This is a genomic window from Stutzerimonas kunmingensis (genome assembly GCF_002929225.1).
Lineage (GTDB): Bacteria > Pseudomonadota > Gammaproteobacteria > Pseudomonadales > Pseudomonadaceae > Stutzerimonas.
The window spans coordinates 131,614-150,539 of sequence record NZ_PISM01000014.1; the positions used below are offsets into that span (position 1 = coordinate 131,614).

General features: G+C 63.5%; 21 protein-coding genes. 16 read left to right on the forward strand and 5 right to left on the reverse strand.

Going from position 1 to position 18,926, the window contains the following annotated elements:
- The first annotated feature begins 19 nt into the window (after positions 1-19).
- The 7 genes from CW305_RS07210 (at position 20) to CW305_RS07240 (ending at position 5,364) form a co-directional block, all read left to right on the forward strand.
- A complete protein-coding gene (locus CW305_RS07210) occupies positions 20-376 on the forward strand; it encodes a DUF4389 domain-containing protein (RefSeq protein ID WP_023447219.1) in 357 nt (118 codons plus the stop codon).
- Positions 373-831, forward strand: coding sequence for a phosphohistidine phosphatase SixA (sixA, locus tag CW305_RS07215; protein WP_104097486.1), 459 nt, complete (start codon positions 373-375; stop codon positions 829-831). Before CW305_RS07210 ends, sixA begins: the two co-directional genes overlap by 4 nt.
- A gap of 79 nt (positions 832-910) precedes the next feature.
- Positions 911-1,354 carry a hotdog fold thioesterase gene (locus CW305_RS07220; protein WP_023447217.1) on the forward strand — a complete coding sequence of 148 codons (444 nt, stop codon included), beginning with the start codon at positions 911-913 and terminating at the stop codon, positions 1,352-1,354.
- A 127-nt stretch (positions 1,355-1,481) separates the two neighbouring features.
- Positions 1,482-2,294: an alpha/beta fold hydrolase gene (locus CW305_RS07225; protein ID WP_104097487.1), complete on the forward strand. Its 813-nt coding sequence runs from the start codon at positions 1,482-1,484 to the stop codon at positions 2,292-2,294.
- The gene (locus CW305_RS07230) at positions 2,291-3,148 is read left to right on the forward strand and encodes an alpha/beta hydrolase (protein WP_041014080.1); all 858 of its coding nucleotides are present in this window, start codon (positions 2,291-2,293) and stop codon (positions 3,146-3,148) included. The genes CW305_RS07225 and CW305_RS07230 overlap by 4 nt, the downstream gene beginning before the upstream one ends.
- 234 nt (positions 3,149-3,382) lie before the next feature.
- On the forward strand, positions 3,383-4,186 hold the full coding sequence (locus tag CW305_RS07235; RefSeq protein WP_104097488.1) for a DUF4892 domain-containing protein: 804 nt from the start codon (positions 3,383-3,385) through the stop codon (positions 4,184-4,186).
- An 83-nt stretch (positions 4,187-4,269) separates the two neighbouring features.
- A complete protein-coding gene (locus tag CW305_RS07240; RefSeq protein ID WP_014820453.1) occupies positions 4,270-5,364 on the forward strand; it encodes an AI-2E family transporter in 1,095 nt (364 codons plus the stop codon).
- 15 nt (positions 5,365-5,379) lie between these two features.
- Here CW305_RS07240 and CW305_RS07245 read toward each other — a convergent pair whose 3' ends face one another.
- On the reverse strand, positions 5,380-6,369 hold the full coding sequence (locus tag CW305_RS07245) for a patatin-like phospholipase family protein (RefSeq protein WP_031298529.1): 990 nt from the start codon (positions 6,367-6,369) through the stop codon (positions 5,380-5,382).
- 181 nt (positions 6,370-6,550) lie between these two features.
- On the opposite strand from CW305_RS07245, the gene selD reads away from it, so the two are divergent.
- The 7 genes from selD to CW305_RS07280 all read left to right on the forward strand — a co-directional run bounded on the left by selD (position 6,551) and on the right by CW305_RS07280 (position 14,087).
- A complete protein-coding gene (gene selD, locus CW305_RS07250; RefSeq protein ID WP_104097489.1) occupies positions 6,551-7,585 on the forward strand; it encodes a selenide, water dikinase SelD in 1,035 nt (344 codons plus the stop codon).
- A complete protein-coding gene (mnmH, locus tag CW305_RS07255; protein WP_104097490.1) occupies positions 7,585-8,691 on the forward strand; it encodes a tRNA 2-selenouridine(34) synthase MnmH in 1,107 nt (368 codons plus the stop codon). The genes selD and mnmH overlap by 1 nt, the downstream gene beginning before the upstream one ends.
- A 29-nt stretch (positions 8,692-8,720) precedes the next feature.
- Positions 8,721-8,999 carry a hypothetical protein gene (locus tag CW305_RS07260; protein WP_014820449.1) on the forward strand — a complete coding sequence of 93 codons (279 nt, stop codon included), beginning with the start codon at positions 8,721-8,723 and terminating at the stop codon, positions 8,997-8,999.
- 260 nt (positions 9,000-9,259) lie between these two features.
- The gene (locus CW305_RS07265; protein WP_023447209.1) at positions 9,260-10,177 is read left to right on the forward strand and encodes an AAA family ATPase; all 918 of its coding nucleotides are present in this window, start codon (positions 9,260-9,262) and stop codon (positions 10,175-10,177) included.
- A 34-nt stretch (positions 10,178-10,211) separates the two neighbouring features.
- Positions 10,212-11,174 carry a DUF58 domain-containing protein gene (locus tag CW305_RS07270; protein ID WP_104097491.1) on the forward strand — a complete coding sequence of 321 codons (963 nt, stop codon included), beginning with the start codon at positions 10,212-10,214 and terminating at the stop codon, positions 11,172-11,174.
- Entirely contained in the window at positions 11,171-13,171 is a 2,001-nt protein-coding gene (locus tag CW305_RS07275) for a transglutaminase TgpA family protein (RefSeq protein ID WP_104097492.1), read from the forward strand. Before CW305_RS07270 ends, CW305_RS07275 begins: the two co-directional genes overlap by 4 nt.
- Before the next feature lie 118 nt (positions 13,172-13,289).
- Positions 13,290-14,087, forward strand: a complete 798-nt coding sequence (locus tag CW305_RS07280; RefSeq protein ID WP_104097493.1) for an acyl-CoA thioesterase — start codon at positions 13,290-13,292, stop codon at positions 14,085-14,087.
- A gap of 63 nt (positions 14,088-14,150) precedes the next feature.
- Here the strand turns inward: CW305_RS07280 and CW305_RS07285 are convergent, their stop codons facing one another.
- The 4 genes from CW305_RS07285 to CW305_RS07300 all read right to left on the reverse strand — a co-directional run bounded on the left by CW305_RS07285 (position 14,151) and on the right by CW305_RS07300 (position 17,456).
- A complete protein-coding gene (locus tag CW305_RS07285; RefSeq protein WP_045665765.1) occupies positions 14,151-14,699 on the reverse strand; it encodes a rhodanese-like domain-containing protein in 549 nt (182 codons plus the stop codon).
- A 79-nt stretch (positions 14,700-14,778) separates the two neighbouring features.
- Entirely contained in the window at positions 14,779-15,375 is a 597-nt protein-coding gene (locus CW305_RS07290) for a cytochrome b/b6 domain-containing protein (protein ID WP_045665764.1), read from the reverse strand.
- Between the two features lies 1 nt (position 15,376).
- Positions 15,377-16,963 (reverse strand): tetrathionate reductase family octaheme c-type cytochrome, encoded by a 1,587-nt coding sequence (locus tag CW305_RS07295; protein WP_104097494.1) that lies wholly within the window; start codon positions 16,961-16,963, stop codon positions 15,377-15,379.
- Between the two features lie 64 nt (positions 16,964-17,027).
- Positions 17,028-17,456 (reverse strand): glutaredoxin family protein, encoded by a 429-nt coding sequence (locus tag CW305_RS07300; RefSeq protein ID WP_014820441.1) that lies wholly within the window; start codon positions 17,454-17,456, stop codon positions 17,028-17,030.
- Positions 17,457-17,719: 263 nt separating this feature from the next.
- Between CW305_RS07300 and CW305_RS07305 the strand changes: the two genes are divergently transcribed.
- Together CW305_RS07305 and CW305_RS07310 are read left to right on the forward strand one after the other, a co-directional pair.
- Entirely contained in the window at positions 17,720-18,175 is a 456-nt protein-coding gene (locus CW305_RS07305) for a hypothetical protein (RefSeq protein ID WP_104097495.1), read from the forward strand.
- 270 nt (positions 18,176-18,445) lie between these two features.
- A complete protein-coding gene (locus CW305_RS07310; protein WP_090519774.1) occupies positions 18,446-18,883 on the forward strand; it encodes a YqaA family protein in 438 nt (145 codons plus the stop codon).
- The last annotated feature ends 43 nt before the right edge of the window (positions 18,884-18,926 follow it).

An 18,926-nucleotide genomic window follows, 5' to 3' on the forward strand; every position in this document is an offset into this window, starting at 1 on the left:
CGAGCGTAGGGGACATTCCATGAGTCAATCGAACCAGGCAACGGATCGGGAATCGCTGATCCTGCGAGCCGTCTGGATGCTGATCTTCTTCTTCGTCTGGCAATTGGCCGAACTGGCCCTGCTAGTCGTCGTGGTGTTGCAGCTGGTAATGCGCCTAGTCAAGGGGTACCCGGACTCCAGCCTGCAGGGCTTTGGCGACAGCCTCAGCCAGTACATCGCGCAGATTGGCCGTTTCGCCACCTTCAATACCGAACGCAAGCCCTGGCCGCTTTCGGACTGGCCGACCCCGCGTCCGGCGGATGTCGAGCTGACCACCCCGGCTCCGCCCGTTGCGCCGCACGAGCCGAAGGACTCCCAGCAGGGTCCGACGGCATGAAGCTGTGGCTGCTACGACACGGCGAAGCCGAACCCCGTGCGCGCACCGATGCGGAGCGCAACCTGACCGAGGGAGGGCGCCGCGACGTGCGGCGCAGCGCCACTTTTCTTCGCGGCAAGCCGCTGCAAACGATTCTGGTCAGTCCGTTCCAGCGCGCGCAGCAGACTGCGGATGAGGTGCGCAAGGCTCTCGGCTTCGTCGGCCAGTGTGAGACGGTTGACTGGGCGACACCGGAATCCGATCTTGCCGAGGCATTGCGGCAGCTCGATCTGCGCGGCGAAAGCGATCTGCTACTGGTTACCCACCAGCCCTTCGTCGGCAATCTTGCCGGCTGGCTGGTGAACGGCAACTATGCGGAGCCTGTGCCGATGGCGACAGCGTCCCTGGCGGAGCTGGAGGGTGAGGCAATTGCCGGAGGGCTGATGCGGCTGGTGTCCTTGCGTCACGTTGGTTAGGGTTGACCGGTCCGCCAGGCTGTTTTGCTCACGGCGGCACATCAATCAAGAACAACAATAGACGTCAGGAGTATGCGCCTTGAGTATCTGGCACCGTCAGCCCAACCTGGAAGAGCTTCACAGCACCCGCAAGAACACCATCACCGAATTGCTGGACATCCGCTTCGAGACCTTCGATGACTCGTCCATCACCGCCAGCATGCCGGTCGATGCACGCACCCATCAGCCTTACGGCCTGCTTCATGGCGGTGCCTCTGTAGTGCTGGCTGAAACCCTCGGTTCGATGGCCAGCTATCACTGCATCGACAGCAGCAAGTTCTATTGCGTTGGCCTCGAAGTGAACGCCAACCATCTGCGCGGTTTGCGCAGCGGGCGCGTGACAGGCGTATGCCGGCCGGTGCACCTGGGACGCTCGACCCATGTCTGGGATATCCGTCTCAGCGGCGAGGACGGCAAGCCAAGCTGCATTTCACGTTTGACCGTCGCGATCGTGCCGCTGGAAAAAGGCGCTCCGGCGGGCTGACAACAAACCTGGAGCATTGCGGCCTGCTGATTGGCCTGAATGCCCTCCATTCGGCAGGGCTATGGCGATTGCCGCCTGCCGAGACCTGCCAGACAATGAGGCTTCAGTCTGTCCGGCAATGCCTTCCATGTCGCAACGCATCTTCTTCGCCCACGCCAATGGCTTTCCCTCGGCCACTTATCGCAAGCTGTTCGACGCCCTGGCGCCGGAATACCGGGTCACGCACATGGACCGCCATGGGCACGACCCGCGCTTTCCGGTCGACGATAACTGGAACAACCTGCTCGACGAGTTGTTCGAGCAGCTCGATCGATTGCACGAGCCGGTGTGGGGGGTAGGGCATTCGTTCGGTGGCATGCTGCATTACCGCGCCGCGCTGCTGCGCCCGGACCTGTACCACGGGGTCGTCATGCTGGATTCGCCGATACCGACCTGGTTCGACCAGACGCTGATCTGGGCGGCCAAGCGCCTCGGTTTCATCGACCGGCTGACGCCGGCTGGTCGTACGCTGGGACGGCGCGAACAGTTCGCCAGTGTCGAAGAGGCACGCGCCTATTTCGCCGGCAAAGCCCTGTTCAGCAGCTTTGATCCGGAATGCCTCGAAGCCTATATCGAGCATGGTCTGGAGCCTGTGGGGCAGGGGGTGCGCCTGCGTTTCGATCCGCAGACCGAAATCAGCATCTATCGCAGCGTGCCGCATCTCACTCCCGGTTGGCCGCCGGCCTTGAAGATTCCGCTGGCGATGATTCGCGGGCGCGATAGTCGTGTCGTGCTGCCGCATCATGGTTATCTGCTGCGGCTGATGTCGCGTGGCGAAGCGCATACCTTGCCAGGAGGCCACATGTTTCCGTTCGAACAGCCGCAGCAGACTGCGGAAAAGCTGCGTGAACTGCTTGGCCGCTGGGGCAGCTATACCGAGCTTTCCAAGGGGGCTGCATGAGCGTGCTGTTCGAAGAAGTCCGGCTGAGCCTGCCGCATCTCGAGGTGGCGGCGCATCTTTACGGGCCCGACGATGGCAAGCCGGTGATTGCGTTGCATGGCTGGCTGGATAACGCGGCGACCTTCAGCCGGCTGGCGCCCGGGCTGCAAGGGCTGCGCATCGTGGCGCTGGACCTTCCTGGTCACGGCCATTCCGATCATCGTCCGATCGGGGCGGGATACAACATCTGGGACTATGCCCATGACGTGCTGCAGGTCGCCGAGCAGTTTGGCTGGCAGCGCTTTTCATTGCTCGGGCACTCCATGGGCGCGATCGTTTCCGTGCTGCTCGCCGGTGCGCTACCCGAGCGCGTCGAGCGGCTCGCATTGATCGACGGCGTGATTCCCTACACTGGCGAGGCGGACAGCGCGCCGCAGAAGCTTGGTTCCGCCCTCGAGGCGCTGCTCGCGGTGAACGACAAGCGCAAGCCGGTCTACGCGAGTTTCGACCAGGCTGTGGAAGCGCGGATGAAAGGCGTCGGCGCGGTCAGTCGCGAGGCGGCCGAGATGCTCGCACAGCGCGGGTTGATGCCTGTGCCCGGCGGCTACACCTGGCGCACCGATCCACGCCTGATGCTTCCCTCGGCAATGCGGCTGACCCGCGCCCATGCGTTGGCCTTCGTCAGTCGGGTCGCTTGCCCGACCAGCCTGGTGCTGGCCGAGCAAGGGTTGATGATGCAGCCTGAGCTGCTTGAGCTTGTCGAAAGCTTCCCGTTCGATATCCGCCGCCTGGCGGGTGGGCATCATTTGCATCTGGACGATGACATCGGCGCTGAGGCGGTCGCCAGGGTATTCAACAGCTTCTTGCACGACTGACGTATCCGGCGGGCTCGCAATACTCTCTCGCAAACCCTTGCTTGACTTGCTTTTGCCAACTGGCGAGGCTGGGAAGCAATGTTCCAGCAGAGCCAGCGCAATGATTGATCGTTACAGTGCCACGTTTCCCTGCGAGCACCGGCCTGCTGACGTTCTGAGCCTATCGGGTCCATGCGACGCGATACGCCGGTTGAGCTTCGGCAAGCAGTCGAAGGTGTCCCGTTGAGGAGAGTTATGCGAAGTGCATGGATAGCAGCGGCGGCGTTTTTCTCCGCCGCTGTGCTGGCGGCTGACGTTACCGGGAGCGCCGATCTGGAGCGCCTGCCTCGTTTTGCCCAGGCGCAGATCGTCGATTACCGGCAAACCCAGGTTCAGGAGCGGGTGTATCCGCAGGACTCGATACGTCGCATCAGTGGCAACCTGCGGATGGCCTCCCAGGTGGTCGTCTCTGGCGAGCTGACCGCGATCACCTATCAATTGCCAGCCACGCACACGGGTATTGAAGCCTTTTCCGAGGCTCGCGGCACGCTTTTGCAACAGGGCGCCGAATTGCTTTTCTGGTGCGAAGGGCGCGAGTGCGGTTCCAGCAGCCTCTGGGCCAACGCTATCTTCAACAAGTCCATGCTCTACGGTCCTGAAGCGCGGCAGGCCTATCTGCTGGCACGCATGCCAGGCGGTGAAGGCGAGCTGATCGCGCTGTACGGGATTACCCGTGGCAACGGCAGGCCTTATCTGCACATCGAGCAACTCCACTCCGACCGGCCTCTGGCTGGTGTGCTGCCGACTGCGGCGACATTGCAGCGACAGCTGCGCAGCACCGGGGAGCTGCGTTTGCCCGATCTGGCCGATGAGCCGCCTGCCGAGTGGGGCGTGCTGCTGGCCAATGTCATGCGTCTGGACAGCACAACGCGGGTGAGCCTGGCCGGGCGCAGCGCAGCGGCCTGGCGTGAGGCGCTGGTCGCCGAACGAATTCGCGGCGGCCGCCTGGAAGTGGATGAGTCGGAGCAACCCGGTTTGCTCATCAGACTATTGCGCTGATCCTGCGTAACGGCTGCAATAGCCGTCTTCGCTGGCGCGTTGCTGACAGAACGCGCCGGCTCTTTTCAGTAGAGTAACTTCGCATGCTCAACAATGATCGCCTGCTGGTGCAGATTCTGCTCCTCGGGCTGCTGGCCGCCTGTCTCTGGGTACTGGCGCCCTTTGCTTCCGCGTTGTTCTGGGCTGCCGTTCTGGCATTCGCCAGCTGGCCGGTCATGCGCGTGCTGACCCGTTGGCTGAATGGCAATGCCACGCTCGCCGCCGGTCTGCTCACGTTCAGCTGGATGGTTCTGGTGGCGGTGCCGCTGGTTTGGTTGGGCTTCAACATCGCCGACCAGATACGCGATGCCAATGCACTGCTGCACGATCTGCAGGTCGAGGGACTACCGCCGGCGCCGGCCTGGCTGGGTGAGGTGCCGCTGATAGGCGATGCACTGCTGAATTTCTGGAGCACCGTGGACGAGCAGGGCACGGCGCTGATCGCCAGCATTCGGCCCTACATCGGCCAGGTCGCTAACTGGCTGCTGGTGCGCAGCGCGCGCATCGGCGGCGGGATGCTCGAACTGGCGCTGAGCCTGGTGCTGGTGTTCTTCTTCTATCGCGATGGGCCACGCTTGTCGGCATTCGTCCATAGCCTGTTGCACAGGCTGATCGGTGACCGAGCGGATCATTATCTGGAACTCGTTGCGGGGACGGTGCAGCGAGTGGTCAACGGGGTGATCGGCACTGCCGCGGCTCAGGCGATTCTGGCCTACATCGGTTTTCTCATCGCCGGGGTGCCGGGAGCGCTGGTGCTCGGGCTGCTGACCTTCGCCTGTAGCTTCATCATGGTGCCGCCGCTGATCTGGGGCCCAGCCGTTGCCTGGCTGGCCTGGCAGGGCGATTACGGTATGGCGATCTTCCTCGGCATCTGGGGGATGTTCATCATCAGCGGCGTGGACAACGTGCTCAAACCCTATCTGATCAGCCGAGGAGGCAATCTGCCGCTGGTGGTGGTGCTGCTCGGTGTGTTCGGCGGCATTCTCGCGTTCGGTTTCATGGGGCTGTTCCTCGGCCCGACCCTGCTCGCGGTAGCCTATAGCTTGCTGGGTGACTGGCTGATCAAGGAGGTGCCGCAGATGCCACCGCACGAATCGACGCCGCTCGCGAACGAGCGGCGGGAACCTGCCGGGCGGTGAGGTGGCGTCTGCCGATCACTGCTCCTCTTCATAGCGCACGAGGGCGTCGTGGGCGACGATGCGGCCCAGCGCTATGAGCTCCGGCGCCTTGTAGAACTCGTAGAAGCGGCAGGCCCGCTTCGGAATATTGACCAGTACATTCGGCGGATAGCCGGCGATCTTGTACTGCGCCAGCGACGACTGCATGACATCGAAGCTCTGGTTGATCAGCTCCAGCAGCGACGCCGGGCCAGTCACATCGATTACCGTCGAGCCTTCCGCCGATCGAGGCGCGCTGCGGCTGGTCGGTGCGGCCGGTGGCTGATCACCGCGAGTCAATTCGCCTGCGCGGATATCCTCGATCTGTTCGGTCAGCTCGGCTTCGTCCTTGCGCCAGAACGGGATGTGCGAGCTGATCGAGGTCATGAGCGAGTCGAAGCGGCCGGGGCGCTCGATCTCCGGCAGCGGATATTGCTTGTGATTGTTGGCGTTGAGGTTGACCGCGATGATCATGTCGCAATGCGCCGACACCACCGGGACGATCGGTAGGGGATTGAGCAGGCCGCCGTCGACCAGCATGCGATTGCCCTGCATGACCGGCGTGAACAGGCTCGGGATGGCCGCGGAGGCGCGCATCGCCAGTTCCAGGCTGCCTTCCTGAAACCAGATTTCTTGCTGATTGGTCAGGTCGGTGGCGACCGCGGTGAACGGAATCGGCAGATCCTCGATGCGGGTCTTGCCGACCATGTCGCGGATGCGGCCGAACACCTTTTCGCCGCGGATCGCGCCGAGACTGAAGCTCGGGTCGACCAGGCGCAGCAGATCTAGATAATCGAGGCTTTCGATCCAGCTGCGATACTCGTCGAGCTTGCCGGCTGCATAGATGCCCCCCACGACCGCGCCCATGGAGCAGCCGGCGATGCAGGCGATCTCGTAGCCACGTGCCTCCAGTTCCTCGATCACGCCGATATGCGCATAGCCCCGTGCGCCACCTGATCCCAATACCAGTGCAACTCTCTTACTCATGCGGTTCTCCCTGTGGCACTCGCGATAGCTTCGTGCCTGGCCGGCAAGCCTGCAAGGGCTGATCGGACCTCGCCACGCTCGAGCCTGTCGTTGCAGGCCCGAATCCGGCGGCTACCGGCGAACTTACAGCGGCCTTTGCTACAATCGCCGCCCGTTTGTGCATGTGTCACGAGAGAGTCCGATGAGCGAACCGATCCGCCTCACCCAGTACAGTCATGGCGCCGGCTGCGGCTGCAAGATATCGCCCAAGGTGCTGGACGTGATTCTTGCCGGCAGCGGAGCGCAGAACCTCGACCCGCGTCTGTGGGTCGGTAATGCCTCGCGTGATGATGCCGCGGTGTACGGCATCGATGAAGAGCGCGGCGTGGTGTCGACCACAGACTTCTTCATGCCCATCGTCGACGATCCGTTCGATTTCGGTCGCATTGCTGCGACCAATGCCATCAGCGACATCTACGCCATGGGTGGCGATCCGCTGATGGCCATCGCCATCCTCGGCTGGCCGGTCAACGTGCTGCCGCCGGAAGTCGCCCGCGACGTGATCGCCGGTGGCCGCGCCGTCTGCGATGCCGCAGGCATTCCCTTGGCAGGCGGCCATTCGATCGATGCGCCCGAGCCGATCTTCGGCCTGGCCGTCACCGGGCTGGTGAACAAGCGCCAGATGAAACGCAACGACACCGCCACCGCCGGTTGCACGCTGTACCTAACCAAGCCGCTGGGTATCGGCATTCTCACCACCGCCGAAAAAAAGGCCAAGCTGCGCCCTGAAGATGTCGGGCTGGCCCGCGACTGGATGTGCACGCTGAACACTGCCGGTAGCCGTTTCGGCAAGCTCGAGGGGGTTCGTGCCATGACCGACGTCACCGGCTTCGGCCTGCTCGGCCATCTGGTGGAAATGGCCGACGGCAGCGGCCTGACTGCCGAGATCGACTACGACCGCGTACCGCGGCTACCGGGCATCGAGTACTACCTGGAGCAAGGGTGCGTGCCCGGCGGGACCCAGCGCAATTTCGACAGCTACGGTGAACGCATCGCCACGCTCGACGAACGCTACAAGCAGCTGCTCTGTGACCCGCAAACCAGTGGTGGCTTGCTGGTCGCCGTGGCGCCGGAAGGCGAAGCTGAATTCCTCGCCGTTTGCGCCGAGCTCGGCCTCGCCCTGGAGCCGATCGGCCAGCTGGTGGGCGCGCGCAGCCATGCGGTAGAGGTGCGTTGATGCGCAGCGATACCGAAGATTTTCGCGCGTTGTTCCTCAACGACACCCCGATGATGGATGCCCGTGCGCCGGTGGAATTCGACAAGGGCGCTTTTCCCGGCGTGGTCAACCTGCCGCTGATGAGCGACATCGAGCGGCAGAAGGTCGGCACCTGCTACAAGCAGCACGGTCAGAAAGCCGCCATCGAGCTCGGCCATCAGCTGGTGTCCGGCAAGACCAAGGCGGAGCGGCTTCAGGCCTGGGCCGATTTCGCCCGGGCTCATCCGAACGGCTACCTGTACTGCTTCCGTGGTGGTTTGCGTTCGAAGATCGTCCAGCAATGGCTGAAGGACGAGATGGGTATCGAGTACCCGCGGGTCGTCGGCGGCTACAAGGCGATGCGCCATTTCTTGCTGGATACCATTGATCAGGCTGTCGAGCAGTGCGGTTTCGTGCTGGTGGGCGGGATGACCGGTACCGGCAAGACCGAAGTGCTGGCGCAGCTGGATAACAGCCTGGACCTGGAAGGCCTGGCCAATCACCGGGGCTCCAGCTTCGGCAAGCGCGCGACACCACAACCGGCGCAGATCGATTTCGAGAACGCCCTGGCGATCCGGCTGCTGAAGATGCGTGCAGCGGGCATCGAGACGTTCGTTGTCGAGGATGAGGCGCGTCTGGTCGGGCGTTGCTCGATTCCATTGCCGCTGTTCAACGGCATGCAGGAATTTCCGCTGGTCTGGCTGGAGGACAGCCTGGAAGGGCGCGTCGAGCGGATTCTCAAGGACTACGTGATCGACCTGTGCGCTGAATTCATCGCCGAGCAGGGCGAGAACGGTTTCGCTGCATTCGCCGAGCGTCTGCAGCAAAGTCTGGTCAATATCAGCAAGCGACTCGGCGGCGAGCGTTACCAGCGCCTGGCATTGCTGATGGATCAAGCGCTGGCGGAGCAGGCGCGTAGCGGCTCTGTCGACCTGCATCGCGCCTGGATTGAGGCGCTGCTGGGTGAGTATTACGACCCCATGTACGCCTATCAGCGCGAGAGCAAGGCCGAGCGTATCGAGTTCGCTGGCGACCAGCCGTCCGTGGTCGAGTATCTGCGGCACCGTCAGGCGCGAGCGGCGCCTTAATTCCTGAATGGCATACGAGGGATCATGCGATGAAAACCTGGCTATCTTTGCCTTTGCTGGTTCTGTTGCTGGCCGGTTGTGCTGGCAAGACGGCATATCGTGACAGCTGCGCCGCGGAGCTGAATGCGGCGTGGAAGGAGCAGAGCCTGGCAGAAGCCGAAGGCTTCGCCGGCACGGTCAGCTACTCCAAGGCCATGGCCTTGCTGACCGGCGCCAAGACGCAGCAGCAGTTCGAAGCCTTCCGCGGCTGCACGCAGAAGGCGCAGAAGGCGCGCTTCTACCTTCGCGAATCCCGCGCCGGTCGCTGAGCCGGCGCCTTCAGTTGCCGGTCCGTTCGCTAGCGCACGGGCCGGCGATTGCCTTCGAGCCTTCCGGCTCGCTTGTCGCTTTCCCGCGGCCCGTCGTCCCACAAGCAATGTCTGCAGCTGTTCTCCGTCGTCTGGAAACAGGCGCAGCGGCGTGAGCGCTGCAACGATGCCAGGATCACAAACTCGTCACCGGGCATTTCCTTCGCTTTGCCTGGCCGCAGCTGACCAGTAGCATCAGGGCGACGAACGAAGGAGAGTCTATGCGCACCCGATTGGACGGCTGCCTGCGAGCAGTCAACGAAGTATTGCTCGGCAAGGAAGCCCAGGTTCGACTGGCCCTTGCCTGTCTCTTGGCCCGAGGTCATCTGCTGGTCGAAGACATGCCGGGCATGGGCAAGACCACCCTGAGCCATACCCTGGCCAAGGTGCTAGGACTGGAGTTCCAGCGCATCCAGTTCACCTCCGATCTGCTGCCCGGTGACATTCTCGGCACCTCGGTGTTCGACAAGGACAGCGGGCAATTCGTCTTCCACCCGGGTCCGATCTTCGCCGAGCTGGTGCTGGCCGACGAGATCAACCGCGCCACGCCGAAGAGCCAGAGCGCGCTGCTTGAAGCCATGGAGGAGGGGCAGGTCACCATCGAGGGGGCGACGCGCCCGTTACCTGACCCATTCTTCGTCATCGCCACACAGAACCCGGTCAGTTCAGGCGGCACCTTTGCGTTGCCGGAATCGCAGCTGGACCGCTTTCTCATGCGCGTTTCCCTGGGCTATCCGGCCAAGGCAGCGGAAAAGGCGCTGCTGTTGGGCGAGTCGCGACGCGATCTGCTGACCCGCCTCGAACCGCTGCTGGAACACGACGAACTACGTGCCATTCAGGACGCAGTGGGCAACGTGCGGGTCAGCGATGCGCTGGTCGATTACGTGCTGCGACTGGTGGAGGCCACCCGCACGCAGCCGCAATTCGCCTGGGGACTGTCGCCGCGTGGCAGCCTGGCCCTGCTTGCGGCTGCACGTGCCTGGGCGTTTCTCGACGGTCGCGACTACGTGATCCCGGAAGACGTGCAGGCGGTGTTGCCAACCGTGGTCGGTCATCGCCTGCGCGAGCGCGCGGATGCCACCGGTCACGGCGGCGGCGCGCTGGTGCAGTGGTTGCTGCGCGAAGTGCCTGCGCTGTGACAGCGACATCCGCGCATGATGGCGGGCAACCATCGTGAGGCTGTTGCCGCGCTTTCGTGACCGCTGGCTGCTACGGCGCATCCCGCCCGCTTCCAGCGTGCGCCTGAATCAGCGGCGCATCTTCATCATGCCCACCGCGGTCGGGCTGGCGTTCCTGGTGGCGCTGCTGCTGATGCTGCTGACCGCGATCAACTACCAGAACAGCCTGGCCTATGGCCTGACCTTTTTGCTCGGGTCGTTGTATCTCGTCACCATCCTGCATACCTGGCGCAATCTTGCCGGTCTGGTCCTGCAGGCGGGCGGAACCACTGCTGCATTCGTCGGTGAGCAGGCGCTGCTGCGGGTGCGTCTGGAAAGTCCCGGTCGCGCCTATCAGGCGGTGGCGCTCGGCTGGCCGGCCAGCGGCTTGCGCCTGGTCGATGTGCCGGCGGGCGGCGCCGTCGAAGTCGAATTGAACTTGCCGACGCAACGCCGCGGCTGGCTGCGACCGGGGCGTGTGCGGGTCGAGAGCCGTTTTCCGCTGGGCCTGCTGGTGGCCTGGAGCTGGATCGATCTGGAGCTGGCGGCGCTGGTCTACCCGCAGCCATCGATTGCCGAGCGCCCGCCCGGCGGCAAGGCGCCGGAAACCGAGGATGAGGGCACACTGACGCGCGGCGCCGGTGTCGACGACTATCAGGGGCTACGGGCCTGGCAGCCGGGCGATCCGCGCCGACGCCTGCACTGGAAGGCCTATTCCCGTGGCCAGGGCCTGCTGGTGAAGGATTTCGCCAGCCTGCTCGGCAACGATCCGCTGCTGGACTTCGATGCCCTCGACGGTGACACCGAGCAGCGTCTGTCGAAACTCTGCCACTGGGTCGTCGACCTCAGCGACAAGCAGCAACCGTTTGCGCTGCGCCTTCCGGGTGAGCTGGTCGGCCCCGATGGCGGGCAGGCTCATCGGGATGCCTGCCTGCGTGCACTGGCGCTGCATGGCTTGAGCGAGGAGGGCGCGAAGTGAGCGCGAAGCCGGGAATTCCGCGCAACAGCCTGATCTGGCTGCTGGTGGCGCAGGTGCTGGTGATCCTGCCTCACCTCACTCATCTGCCGCTATGGATCATCGGCCTGTGGTTGGGCTGCGCCAGCTGGCGGATCCAGATATTTCGCATGCGTGCGCGTTATCCGCGCAGCTGGCTCAAGGCGCTGCTGATGATTGGCGCCGGCTTCGGCGTGTATTTCTCGCGCGGTAGCCTGGTCGGCCTGGAAGCCGGCGTGGTGCTGCTGATCGCTGCGTTCATTCTCAAACTCGTGGAGATGAGCACCCGTCGCGATGCGCTGGTGCTGATCTTCCTCGGCTTCTTCGCGGTGGTGACCAGCTACCTGTTCGAGGACAGCCTGGTCGCCGGACTGTATAGCCTGCTGCCCGTCACCGCATTGCTGGCCGCGATGATCGGGCTGCAGCAGAGTAGCCTGGTCACCCGACCATGGCCGACGGTACGCCTGGCCGGTTCGCTGCTGTTGCAGGCGATTCCGCTGATGCTGGTGCTGTTTCTGTTCTTCCCCCGCCTGCCGCCACTGTGGTCGTTGCCGCAGGCCGGCGACCGCGGCACAACCGGCCTGGCCGATCACATGGCACCCGGCGATATCGCCCGTCTTGGCCGTTCGGCGGAGCTGGCCTTTCGCGTCACCTTCGACGGCGACATTCCGCCCCGCGACCAGCTCTACTGGCGCGCGGTGACCTTCGAACGCTTCGACGGTCGTCGCTGGTCGCAGTCCTACGCTTCGCAGCTTCCCCAGGCGCCGGAGTGGCAGGCGGCTGGTGAGCCGCTCAGCTACAGCATCGTCATGCAGCCCAGCGGCCAGCCCTGGCTGTTCGCGCTGGATGTGCCGCAGGTTGCGTCCGCCGAGGCGCAGCTGATGGCAGATTTTCATCTCCAGCGCCGCCAGCCGGTGAACAAGCCGCTGATGTATCAGGCGACCTCATGGCTGGACGCGCGTCGCGAAGCGACCAGCGCACCGGCGAGCCTCGGCCGTGCATTGCAGCTGCCGGAGCAGGGCAATCCACGCGCTCGCGCCTGGGCGACCGAGCTACGGCGCTCTGCGCAGGAGCCGCAGGCGATGGTGGATGCGCTGTTGAAGCACTTCAACAGCCAGCCCTATCACTACACCCTGGAGCCGCCGCCGGTGGGGAGCGATATCGTCGATGACTTCCTGTTCGAGACGCGCAGCGGTTTCTGCGCACACTACGCCGGCGCCATGACTTTCGTGCTGCGCGCAGCGGGCATTCCGGCCCGGGTGGTGGCGGGCTATCAGGGCGGTGAGGTCAACCCGGCGGGCAATTATCTCTCCGTTCATCAGTTCGACGCCCACGCCTGGGTCGAATACTGGGTCGCTGAGCGCGGTTGGGTCAGTGTCGACCCGACCTTCCAGGTCGCGCCCGAGCGGGTGGAGCAGGGCCTGGAGCAGGCGCTGGCCCGCGAGCAGAGCTTTCTCGCCGACGAACCGATGTCACTGCTGCGCTACCGTGACATCGGCTGGATGAACGCGCTGCGCCTGCGCTGGGACAGCCTCAATTACGGTTGGCAGCGCTGGGTACTCAACTATCAGGACGAGCAGCAGTCGCAGATGCTGCAGCGCTGGTTCGGCAAGCTGGACGGGCAGACGCTCGGTCTTGGCCTGGTGGCGCTGCTGGGTGTGCTGACCGGCGTGCTCGCGCTGCTGCTGTTCAAGCCCTGGCGGCGCGAAACGGACGCTCAGCAGCGCCTGTTCCGGCGCTTCGAACGACTTCTGGCACGTCATGGCGCGCGCCGCCACAAAGGCGAGGGCGCCCGTAGTTTCGCCCAGCGCGCCGCAGCGATGCTACCCGAACAGGCGCCGGCCATTCTTGCGTTCGTCAGCCTCTACGAGGCGCAGCGCTACGCCCAGCAAACTGATGCGACTGACGACCTGTCACGCGCCTTGAGCCAGCTGCGCCGGGCGCTGCCCTGGCGTCCCGCTGCGCCGGCGCAACGTGGCTGACGTCCATTGCCGGCATGGATGATTCGGCATTTCATGCGGCCGCTTCTGCCAGGCAGGCTCGCACCCTCACCGGCGCCCCTTTAACATCGCTCGCATAACGAACGATAACGAGGTGGATATGGAGCTTTGCGAGCTGTTGCAGGCGGCGCGTAACAACCCCGGCAGTGTGGTGGTACCGGCCAGCTGGGGACAGGGGCGTGCCGGTTTCGGCGGTCTGGTCGCCGCGCTGGTCTTCGAAAGCATGCGCGCCAAGGTGCCCGACGGCAGACCGCTACGTTCGCTGGCGATCACCTTCGTCGGGCCGCTGGCGCTGGACACGCCGGCGAGCTTCGAGGCCGAGGTACTGCGAGAAGGCAAGGCCGTGAGCCAGATGCTCGGCCGGGTGATGCAGGACGGGCAGGTGGTCACCATAGTCCAGGGCAGCTTCGGCGCAGCGCGCAGTTCCGTCGTGGATGTCGCGGCCGAGCCGGCGCCAGCCATGCCACCGGTCGAAGCCTGCCAGGAACTGCCTTACGTAGCAGGCGTAACGCCGGAATTTACCCGCTACCTGGCCATGCGCTGGGGCATCGGCGGGCTGCCATTTTCCGGCAACGCGTCCCGCGAAATGGGCGGCTGGGTGCGCCAGCGTGGTGATGTACCCCGCGAGCCGATGACCGAAGCGCACCTGCTGGCGCTGGTCGATGCCTGGCCGCCTGCCGTGTTGCCGCATCTGAAGAGCTTCGCGCCCGGCAGTTCACTGACCTGGACCATCGAATTCATCCAGCCGTTGCCTGGACTCGACAGCCACGACTGGTGCATGTACCGCGCAGTTATCGAGCATGCCCGTGACGGCTACGGCCACTGCGCCGCGGCGTTGTGGACGCCAACCGGAGAATTGGTCGCGCTGAGCCGGCAAACGGTGACCGTTTTTGGCTGATGGCCGATCCGGCGGTGTGCGTTACCGATGTTCATCGCCGAGGTGCCGCGCTACGCGAGGGTTTTACTTGCGATCGGTGCGATAGATCTTTTCCGGATTCATCTTCGGGCTCCACGGCAGGCCGGCGTTCTGCCAGCCGTTCTGTAGGCGAAAACCTGCCTGCGGTCCTTCCTTTATCGCCGCGCCCTGAAATCCATCGACGACATACCGCGCATTGGGAAAACCGTTCTCACGCAGGAAATCCGCACTGGGTTTGCCACGCTCGCTGCCCGAGCGGCACATGGTGATGATTTCGGTGTCGGCGCCCAGCCCACGCTTGTCCAGTTCGGCCTGGATCTGCTCGAGGAACTTCGGATTACGGTTGGTCTGGAACGCACCGCGCTCGTCATTCCAGGAGTCCCGATTGACGAGCAGATACGGAATGTTGGTGTCCACGGCATCGGTGAAGCCGACGAACATGATTTCCACCGGGTCGCGGACGTCGATGAAGAGGACCTTTGCATCCTCCTGTTGGGCGCGGGCGTAGGCGTCTTGCGGGGTGACTTCGAGTTCTACTGCCTGGGCCGCGAAAGCCAGCATGCTGAGGGAAAGGGCGATCAATGAGGATTTCATCTGAAGCTCCGACATGAAAGGACGTAGATGTTCGGGTCATCTTATACCGGTGGGGGTATTTATCCACTCATTGATCCACTCAGTGCTTCTCTTCCCAACCGCTAACCATGGCTCTGATGTGTTCCAGGGGCGTCCGCCCGGTTGTGGCCAGGTACACATGCGCTATCAGGAAGATCAGCATCATGAACGCGCCCGCCGTGTGCAGCAGTGCGACCTGTTGCAAGCCGAGCCAGGGCGAGAGCTGCTCCTGCATCTGCTCCCAGAAGAGATAGAGCAGCCCGGTCAGCCATAGCAACGGGCCGATCATCACCTTGACGAACAGGTACGACAGGCGCTGCAACGGGTTGTGCTTGCGCTCCACCGTGATCTTGTACGGATGAGGAGCGCCGATGAAGATGCCGTGAACGTAGTAGCGCAGCATCCGATCGATGTTGTTCAGCGTGGGAATGTACTGGCGCCACTGGCCGGTGGTGAAATGCCAGAAGATGCCGAATACCCACAACAGCATCAGCAGCCAGGCTGATACCTCATGGATTCCAACCGCAGTGCGAAACTCCAGTAAGGCGTGGCTGCCATGAACCGCGAAGCCGCTGAACAACAACGTGATGATCAGTGTGGCTTGCGACCAGTGCCAGAAGCGCTCGAAACGGGTAAACAGGTAGAGACGCTCGCCCATGTCAGTGACTCCTTCTGCGGCGGCGCGAGAGTACGCGCAAGGCGCCATGGATGAGGACGCCCAGCAGAGTGAGGCCAGCCAGCCCAAAGCCGATCCGGTCGAGCAGGGGGCTGTGGTGTTCGCCAGTCAGCCAGATGCCGGGAACAGCGCCGAGCCGGCTTTGCCTGGTATGGCACTGCGCGCAATCGAGCGCCTGTTCCTTCGGTGCGACCATATGGGTAATCGGCCACAGCATCGACGTGTCGACGAAGCCGAACTTGCCACTATAGGGCGCGCCAGAAGCGTCGGCTCCAGCCTGCAGGGCATTGGCCCAGTCGAAGTTGTACCAGAACGCCGTATCGTTCGGGATCGCGGTATGCGGCACCAGCAACGTCAGGTGTTCGGTATCGAAAGGCTGGCGCCCGTGAAAGGTTTTGACCGGCCAGATGCGTGCATCAGCGGCCCCCGGTGTGCCGTGAAAGCTATTGATCGGTACCCGGGTGCTTGGGTCTATTACAGTATCGGGTTGCACATAGCTAACCCGACCGTCGAACCAGACATAGTCGGGCACTACATCCTCTCCGAGTACGAAACTGCCCTTTCTGCTGTCGTAAAGAACCTGACCGCGCTCGTTGCGCGTCTGGAATGGCTTGCCGTTGGCGTCCATTCTTCCGGCGCTGGACCAGTCCCAGGCCATTTTGGTAGGCACGCCGCCGCGGGCGAAGGCCGGGATATGACAGCTCTGGCAGGCAAGCACGTTGGTGTGGTCATTAAGGCGCCCCGCGTGCAGCAGGTTTCGCTGGTGCGGCTTGTCACCATGGCAGGACTGACAGGTCGAACGGTTGCGCTCGCTGCGTTCACCTCGAGTGACTGCGCCGTGCGGGTCGCTGGCAGTAACGTTGATGCGACTGCCGGCGATCCGGTGCTCCTCGGCAACGTGGCACGTCGAACAGGTGAAATCGAGACCCTCGGCGGCCATGTGTACGTCCAGCTCACGCGACGGCGCATTGAGCGACGAATCGAGATCGCCGTGCTTCACGCCGTCGCCACCGCCGCCGTAGTAATGGCAGGTCCCGCAGGTCCGGCGCGTGGTTGCGCCAACATGGCGTGCCACGGCGGCCAGGTCGACCGGTTCGATGAATTTGCCTGAGCCGGTTGCGGTTTCGCTGCGCACCAGCGGCGGATGCCCAGCGAGGCCCGCAAGCTTGAGGTAGTTGCCGGTGTTATGGCAGGAAAGGCAGTCGACCTTGGTTTCGTCGGTAAAGTCGAAGCTGGCATCCTTCCAACCATAGCCGATGTGGCAAGACTGGCAGAACGCCTCGTTGGAACGGTCGCCGATGCAGAAGCCGTTGAGCATGGTCTTCTTGCCCAGACGCTGACCGGTATCCGGGTTTATGTAGTCCCAAGTCCAGTGCCGCGTGGCCATGATCTGCTTGGCTGCCTTGCCGTGGCAGCTCAGACAGGCCCGCGTTACTTCTTCGCCACTGGCGAAAGGACCCAGCAGGGCATCGAAACGGGCGTGATTGGCGGTGGATGCTTGCGCCAGGCCGCCAGCAAGCAGGAGCGGCGCTAGTAGCAGGGCGATGGTGCGCTGGCGGAATGCTCTCATTTGCCTCTCCCTTGCTGCATGGCAGCGGCGCTAGGGTCCAGCATAGGTCACCCCTGGCAATCTGCTACTGCAGCGATTGCGGCTGTAGCAGCATGACGACGCCCCGCGGGAGCATCGCCGCACGCTGATGAGCTTCAGCGCGCCGCCAGGTCGTTTTGTGAGCTTGTGGCTGCTCAGCGCGAGCACGGCGAAACAGGTAGTACATCTGATCAGCGATGACGAATGTCGGCACTGCCGGCGGCCAGACGCCGGCGTCACGGGACAGGCGCAGCAGATCGGCGCGAGTGGCAGGATCGCGATTGACTTCCCGCAGGCGAATCTCCAGCTCCGGATGCTGCGTGGAGAGCTTCGCGAGATGGGCCTTGGCTGCGCTGCAGTGCGGGCAGCCGTCACGCACGAATACCTCAAGCACCGTTGCGTTAGCGAACGCATGAGCGCTGGCCAGTATCCCCAGAAGCATCAACAGAGCCCCGCGCAACACGACGTGGTACATGAGCGTGCTTCCCAGATGCTGGCCTAGCCGCCGGCGGGGCGATGGCACATGGTTTGCGAATCCACGCCCATCCTCGACCGTCCTTTTCCGGCCGGCAATGATCTGTAGCAAGGTTGCGCGGTGTGAGCGGCCTTGGCACAGCAGGGTGGACTAATCTCTTAATCAGCGTCATGTAACCGGACCTGGCAAGCGGACAGAATCAGGCACCGGTGAGACAGGCCTGTGCCGTGCTGTTTGCCGTCCTACCAGCGGAGATTTTGGCGATGAAGATCGAGCGATTCGAAGACCTGATCGACTGGACACGCGACACCCATGCCATGCTGGCTCGTTGCATGGCTCGCTGTTCCGACAAGCACGAAGAGACCCGAGCCAAATGGCTGCTTGTCTACATTGCCGACCACGAGAGAGCACTGGCGGAAACGGTCGACAAGATCGAGAAGCATGCCGACCCGAAGGCATTGCATACCTGGATCTACGACTATCTGGCACGCAATCCGGTGTTGCGCAATCAGGCCTGTAAGGCTTACGACACCATGACGGTGGAGGAGATTTCCCTGGATATCTTCACCATTCATAACCAGGTGATCGATCTCTACCGTTCCTTGGCGCGTCGCGCCGAAATTGATGGTGCACGCAATCTCGCCGAGGACCTTCTACGCATGGAAGAGCACGAGACCATGCGTCTTGCTCGTCAGGTGAGCCGTATTCACGAGATGTGATGTCAGTGCGGCCCGTCCTGCCGTCCATGGCAATGTCCGATCTCGGCAACACCGGTGCCGCATGTAAATTTGCCCTGTTGCCCTGTTGCCCTGTTGCCCTGTTGCCCTGTTGCAAGGTGACACAGTGACGCCGGCTAGTCTGTCGCGAGTGAATCGCCGCGGGCTTGGAGGTTCTTACTCAAGCATCATCCCAGCCGCAGTCACCGCCCAAGCGATGCGCTTTCCCGCATACTGCGCGCCGTCAGTCAGCATGGTTACGGTTGCATATCGATGGTGTCGCTCTCCGGCTATCTCGGCCTTTTTCTCGCGGCGTTCGGTGCCGCCACGCTGCTACCGATGCAGTCCGAGGCGGTGCTCGCCGGCCTCCTTCTTTCCGAACGCTACACGGTCTGGGCCCTGGTCGCCGTGGCCAGCCTCGGCAATGTGCTGGGCTCGGTTGTGAACTGGCTGCTCGGGCGTTACGTCGAGCATTTTCGCCACAAGCGCTGGTTTCCGGTCAACGAGCGGCAACTGACGAAGGCGCAGCACAGCTACCATCGCTACGGTCGCTGGACCTTGCTGCTCAGCTGGGTGCCGATCATTGGTGATCCGCTGACCCTGGTCGCCGGCGTGATGCGTGAGCCGCTATGGAGCTTTCTGCTGATCGTCACGTTGGCGAAGACCGCGCGCTACCTCATGGTGATGGGGTTGACCCTGGGCTGGATGTGACGCAAGGGCTGACAGCGCGACCGTGCCTGGCCGATCATGGCGG

Excerpts from the sequence above, each read along its gene's own strand:
- CW305_RS07210 (WP_023447219.1), top strand. The coding sequence starts at position 20 with ATGAGTCAATCGAACCAGGCAACGGATCGGGAATCGCTGATCCTGCGA.
- sixA (WP_104097486.1), top strand. The coding sequence starts at position 373 with ATGAAGCTGTGGCTGCTACGACACGGCGAAGCCGAACCCCGTGCGCGC.
- CW305_RS07225 (WP_104097487.1), top strand. The coding sequence starts at position 1,482 with ATGTCGCAACGCATCTTCTTCGCCCACGCCAATGGCTTTCCCTCGGCC.
- CW305_RS07230 (WP_041014080.1), top strand. The coding sequence starts at position 2,291 with ATGAGCGTGCTGTTCGAAGAAGTCCGGCTGAGCCTGCCGCATCTCGAG.
- CW305_RS07235 (WP_104097488.1), top strand. The coding sequence starts at position 3,383 with ATGCGAAGTGCATGGATAGCAGCGGCGGCGTTTTTCTCCGCCGCTGTG.
- CW305_RS07240 (WP_014820453.1), top strand. The coding sequence starts at position 4,270 with ATGCTCAACAATGATCGCCTGCTGGTGCAGATTCTGCTCCTCGGGCTG.
- CW305_RS07245 (WP_031298529.1), bottom strand. The coding sequence starts at position 6,369 with ATGAGTAAGAGAGTTGCACTGGTATTGGGATCAGGTGGCGCACGGGGC.
- selD (WP_104097489.1), top strand. The coding sequence starts at position 6,551 with ATGAGCGAACCGATCCGCCTCACCCAGTACAGTCATGGCGCCGGCTGC.
- mnmH (WP_104097490.1), top strand. The coding sequence starts at position 7,585 with ATGCGCAGCGATACCGAAGATTTTCGCGCGTTGTTCCTCAACGACACC.
- CW305_RS07260 (WP_014820449.1), top strand. The coding sequence starts at position 8,721 with ATGAAAACCTGGCTATCTTTGCCTTTGCTGGTTCTGTTGCTGGCCGGT.
- CW305_RS07265 (WP_023447209.1), top strand. The coding sequence starts at position 9,260 with ATGCGCACCCGATTGGACGGCTGCCTGCGAGCAGTCAACGAAGTATTG.
- CW305_RS07280 (WP_104097493.1), top strand. The coding sequence starts at position 13,290 with ATGGAGCTTTGCGAGCTGTTGCAGGCGGCGCGTAACAACCCCGGCAGT.
- CW305_RS07285 (WP_045665765.1), bottom strand. The coding sequence starts at position 14,699 with ATGAAATCCTCATTGATCGCCCTTTCCCTCAGCATGCTGGCTTTCGCG.
- CW305_RS07290 (WP_045665764.1), bottom strand. The coding sequence starts at position 15,375 with ATGGGCGAGCGTCTCTACCTGTTTACCCGTTTCGAGCGCTTCTGGCAC.
- CW305_RS07295 (WP_104097494.1), bottom strand. The coding sequence starts at position 16,963 with ATGAGAGCATTCCGCCAGCGCACCATCGCCCTGCTACTAGCGCCGCTC.
- CW305_RS07300 (WP_014820441.1), bottom strand. The coding sequence starts at position 17,456 with ATGTACCACGTCGTGTTGCGCGGGGCTCTGTTGATGCTTCTGGGGATA.
- CW305_RS07305 (WP_104097495.1), top strand. The coding sequence starts at position 17,720 with ATGAAGATCGAGCGATTCGAAGACCTGATCGACTGGACACGCGACACC.
- CW305_RS07310 (WP_090519774.1), top strand. The coding sequence starts at position 18,446 with ATGGTGTCGCTCTCCGGCTATCTCGGCCTTTTTCTCGCGGCGTTCGGT.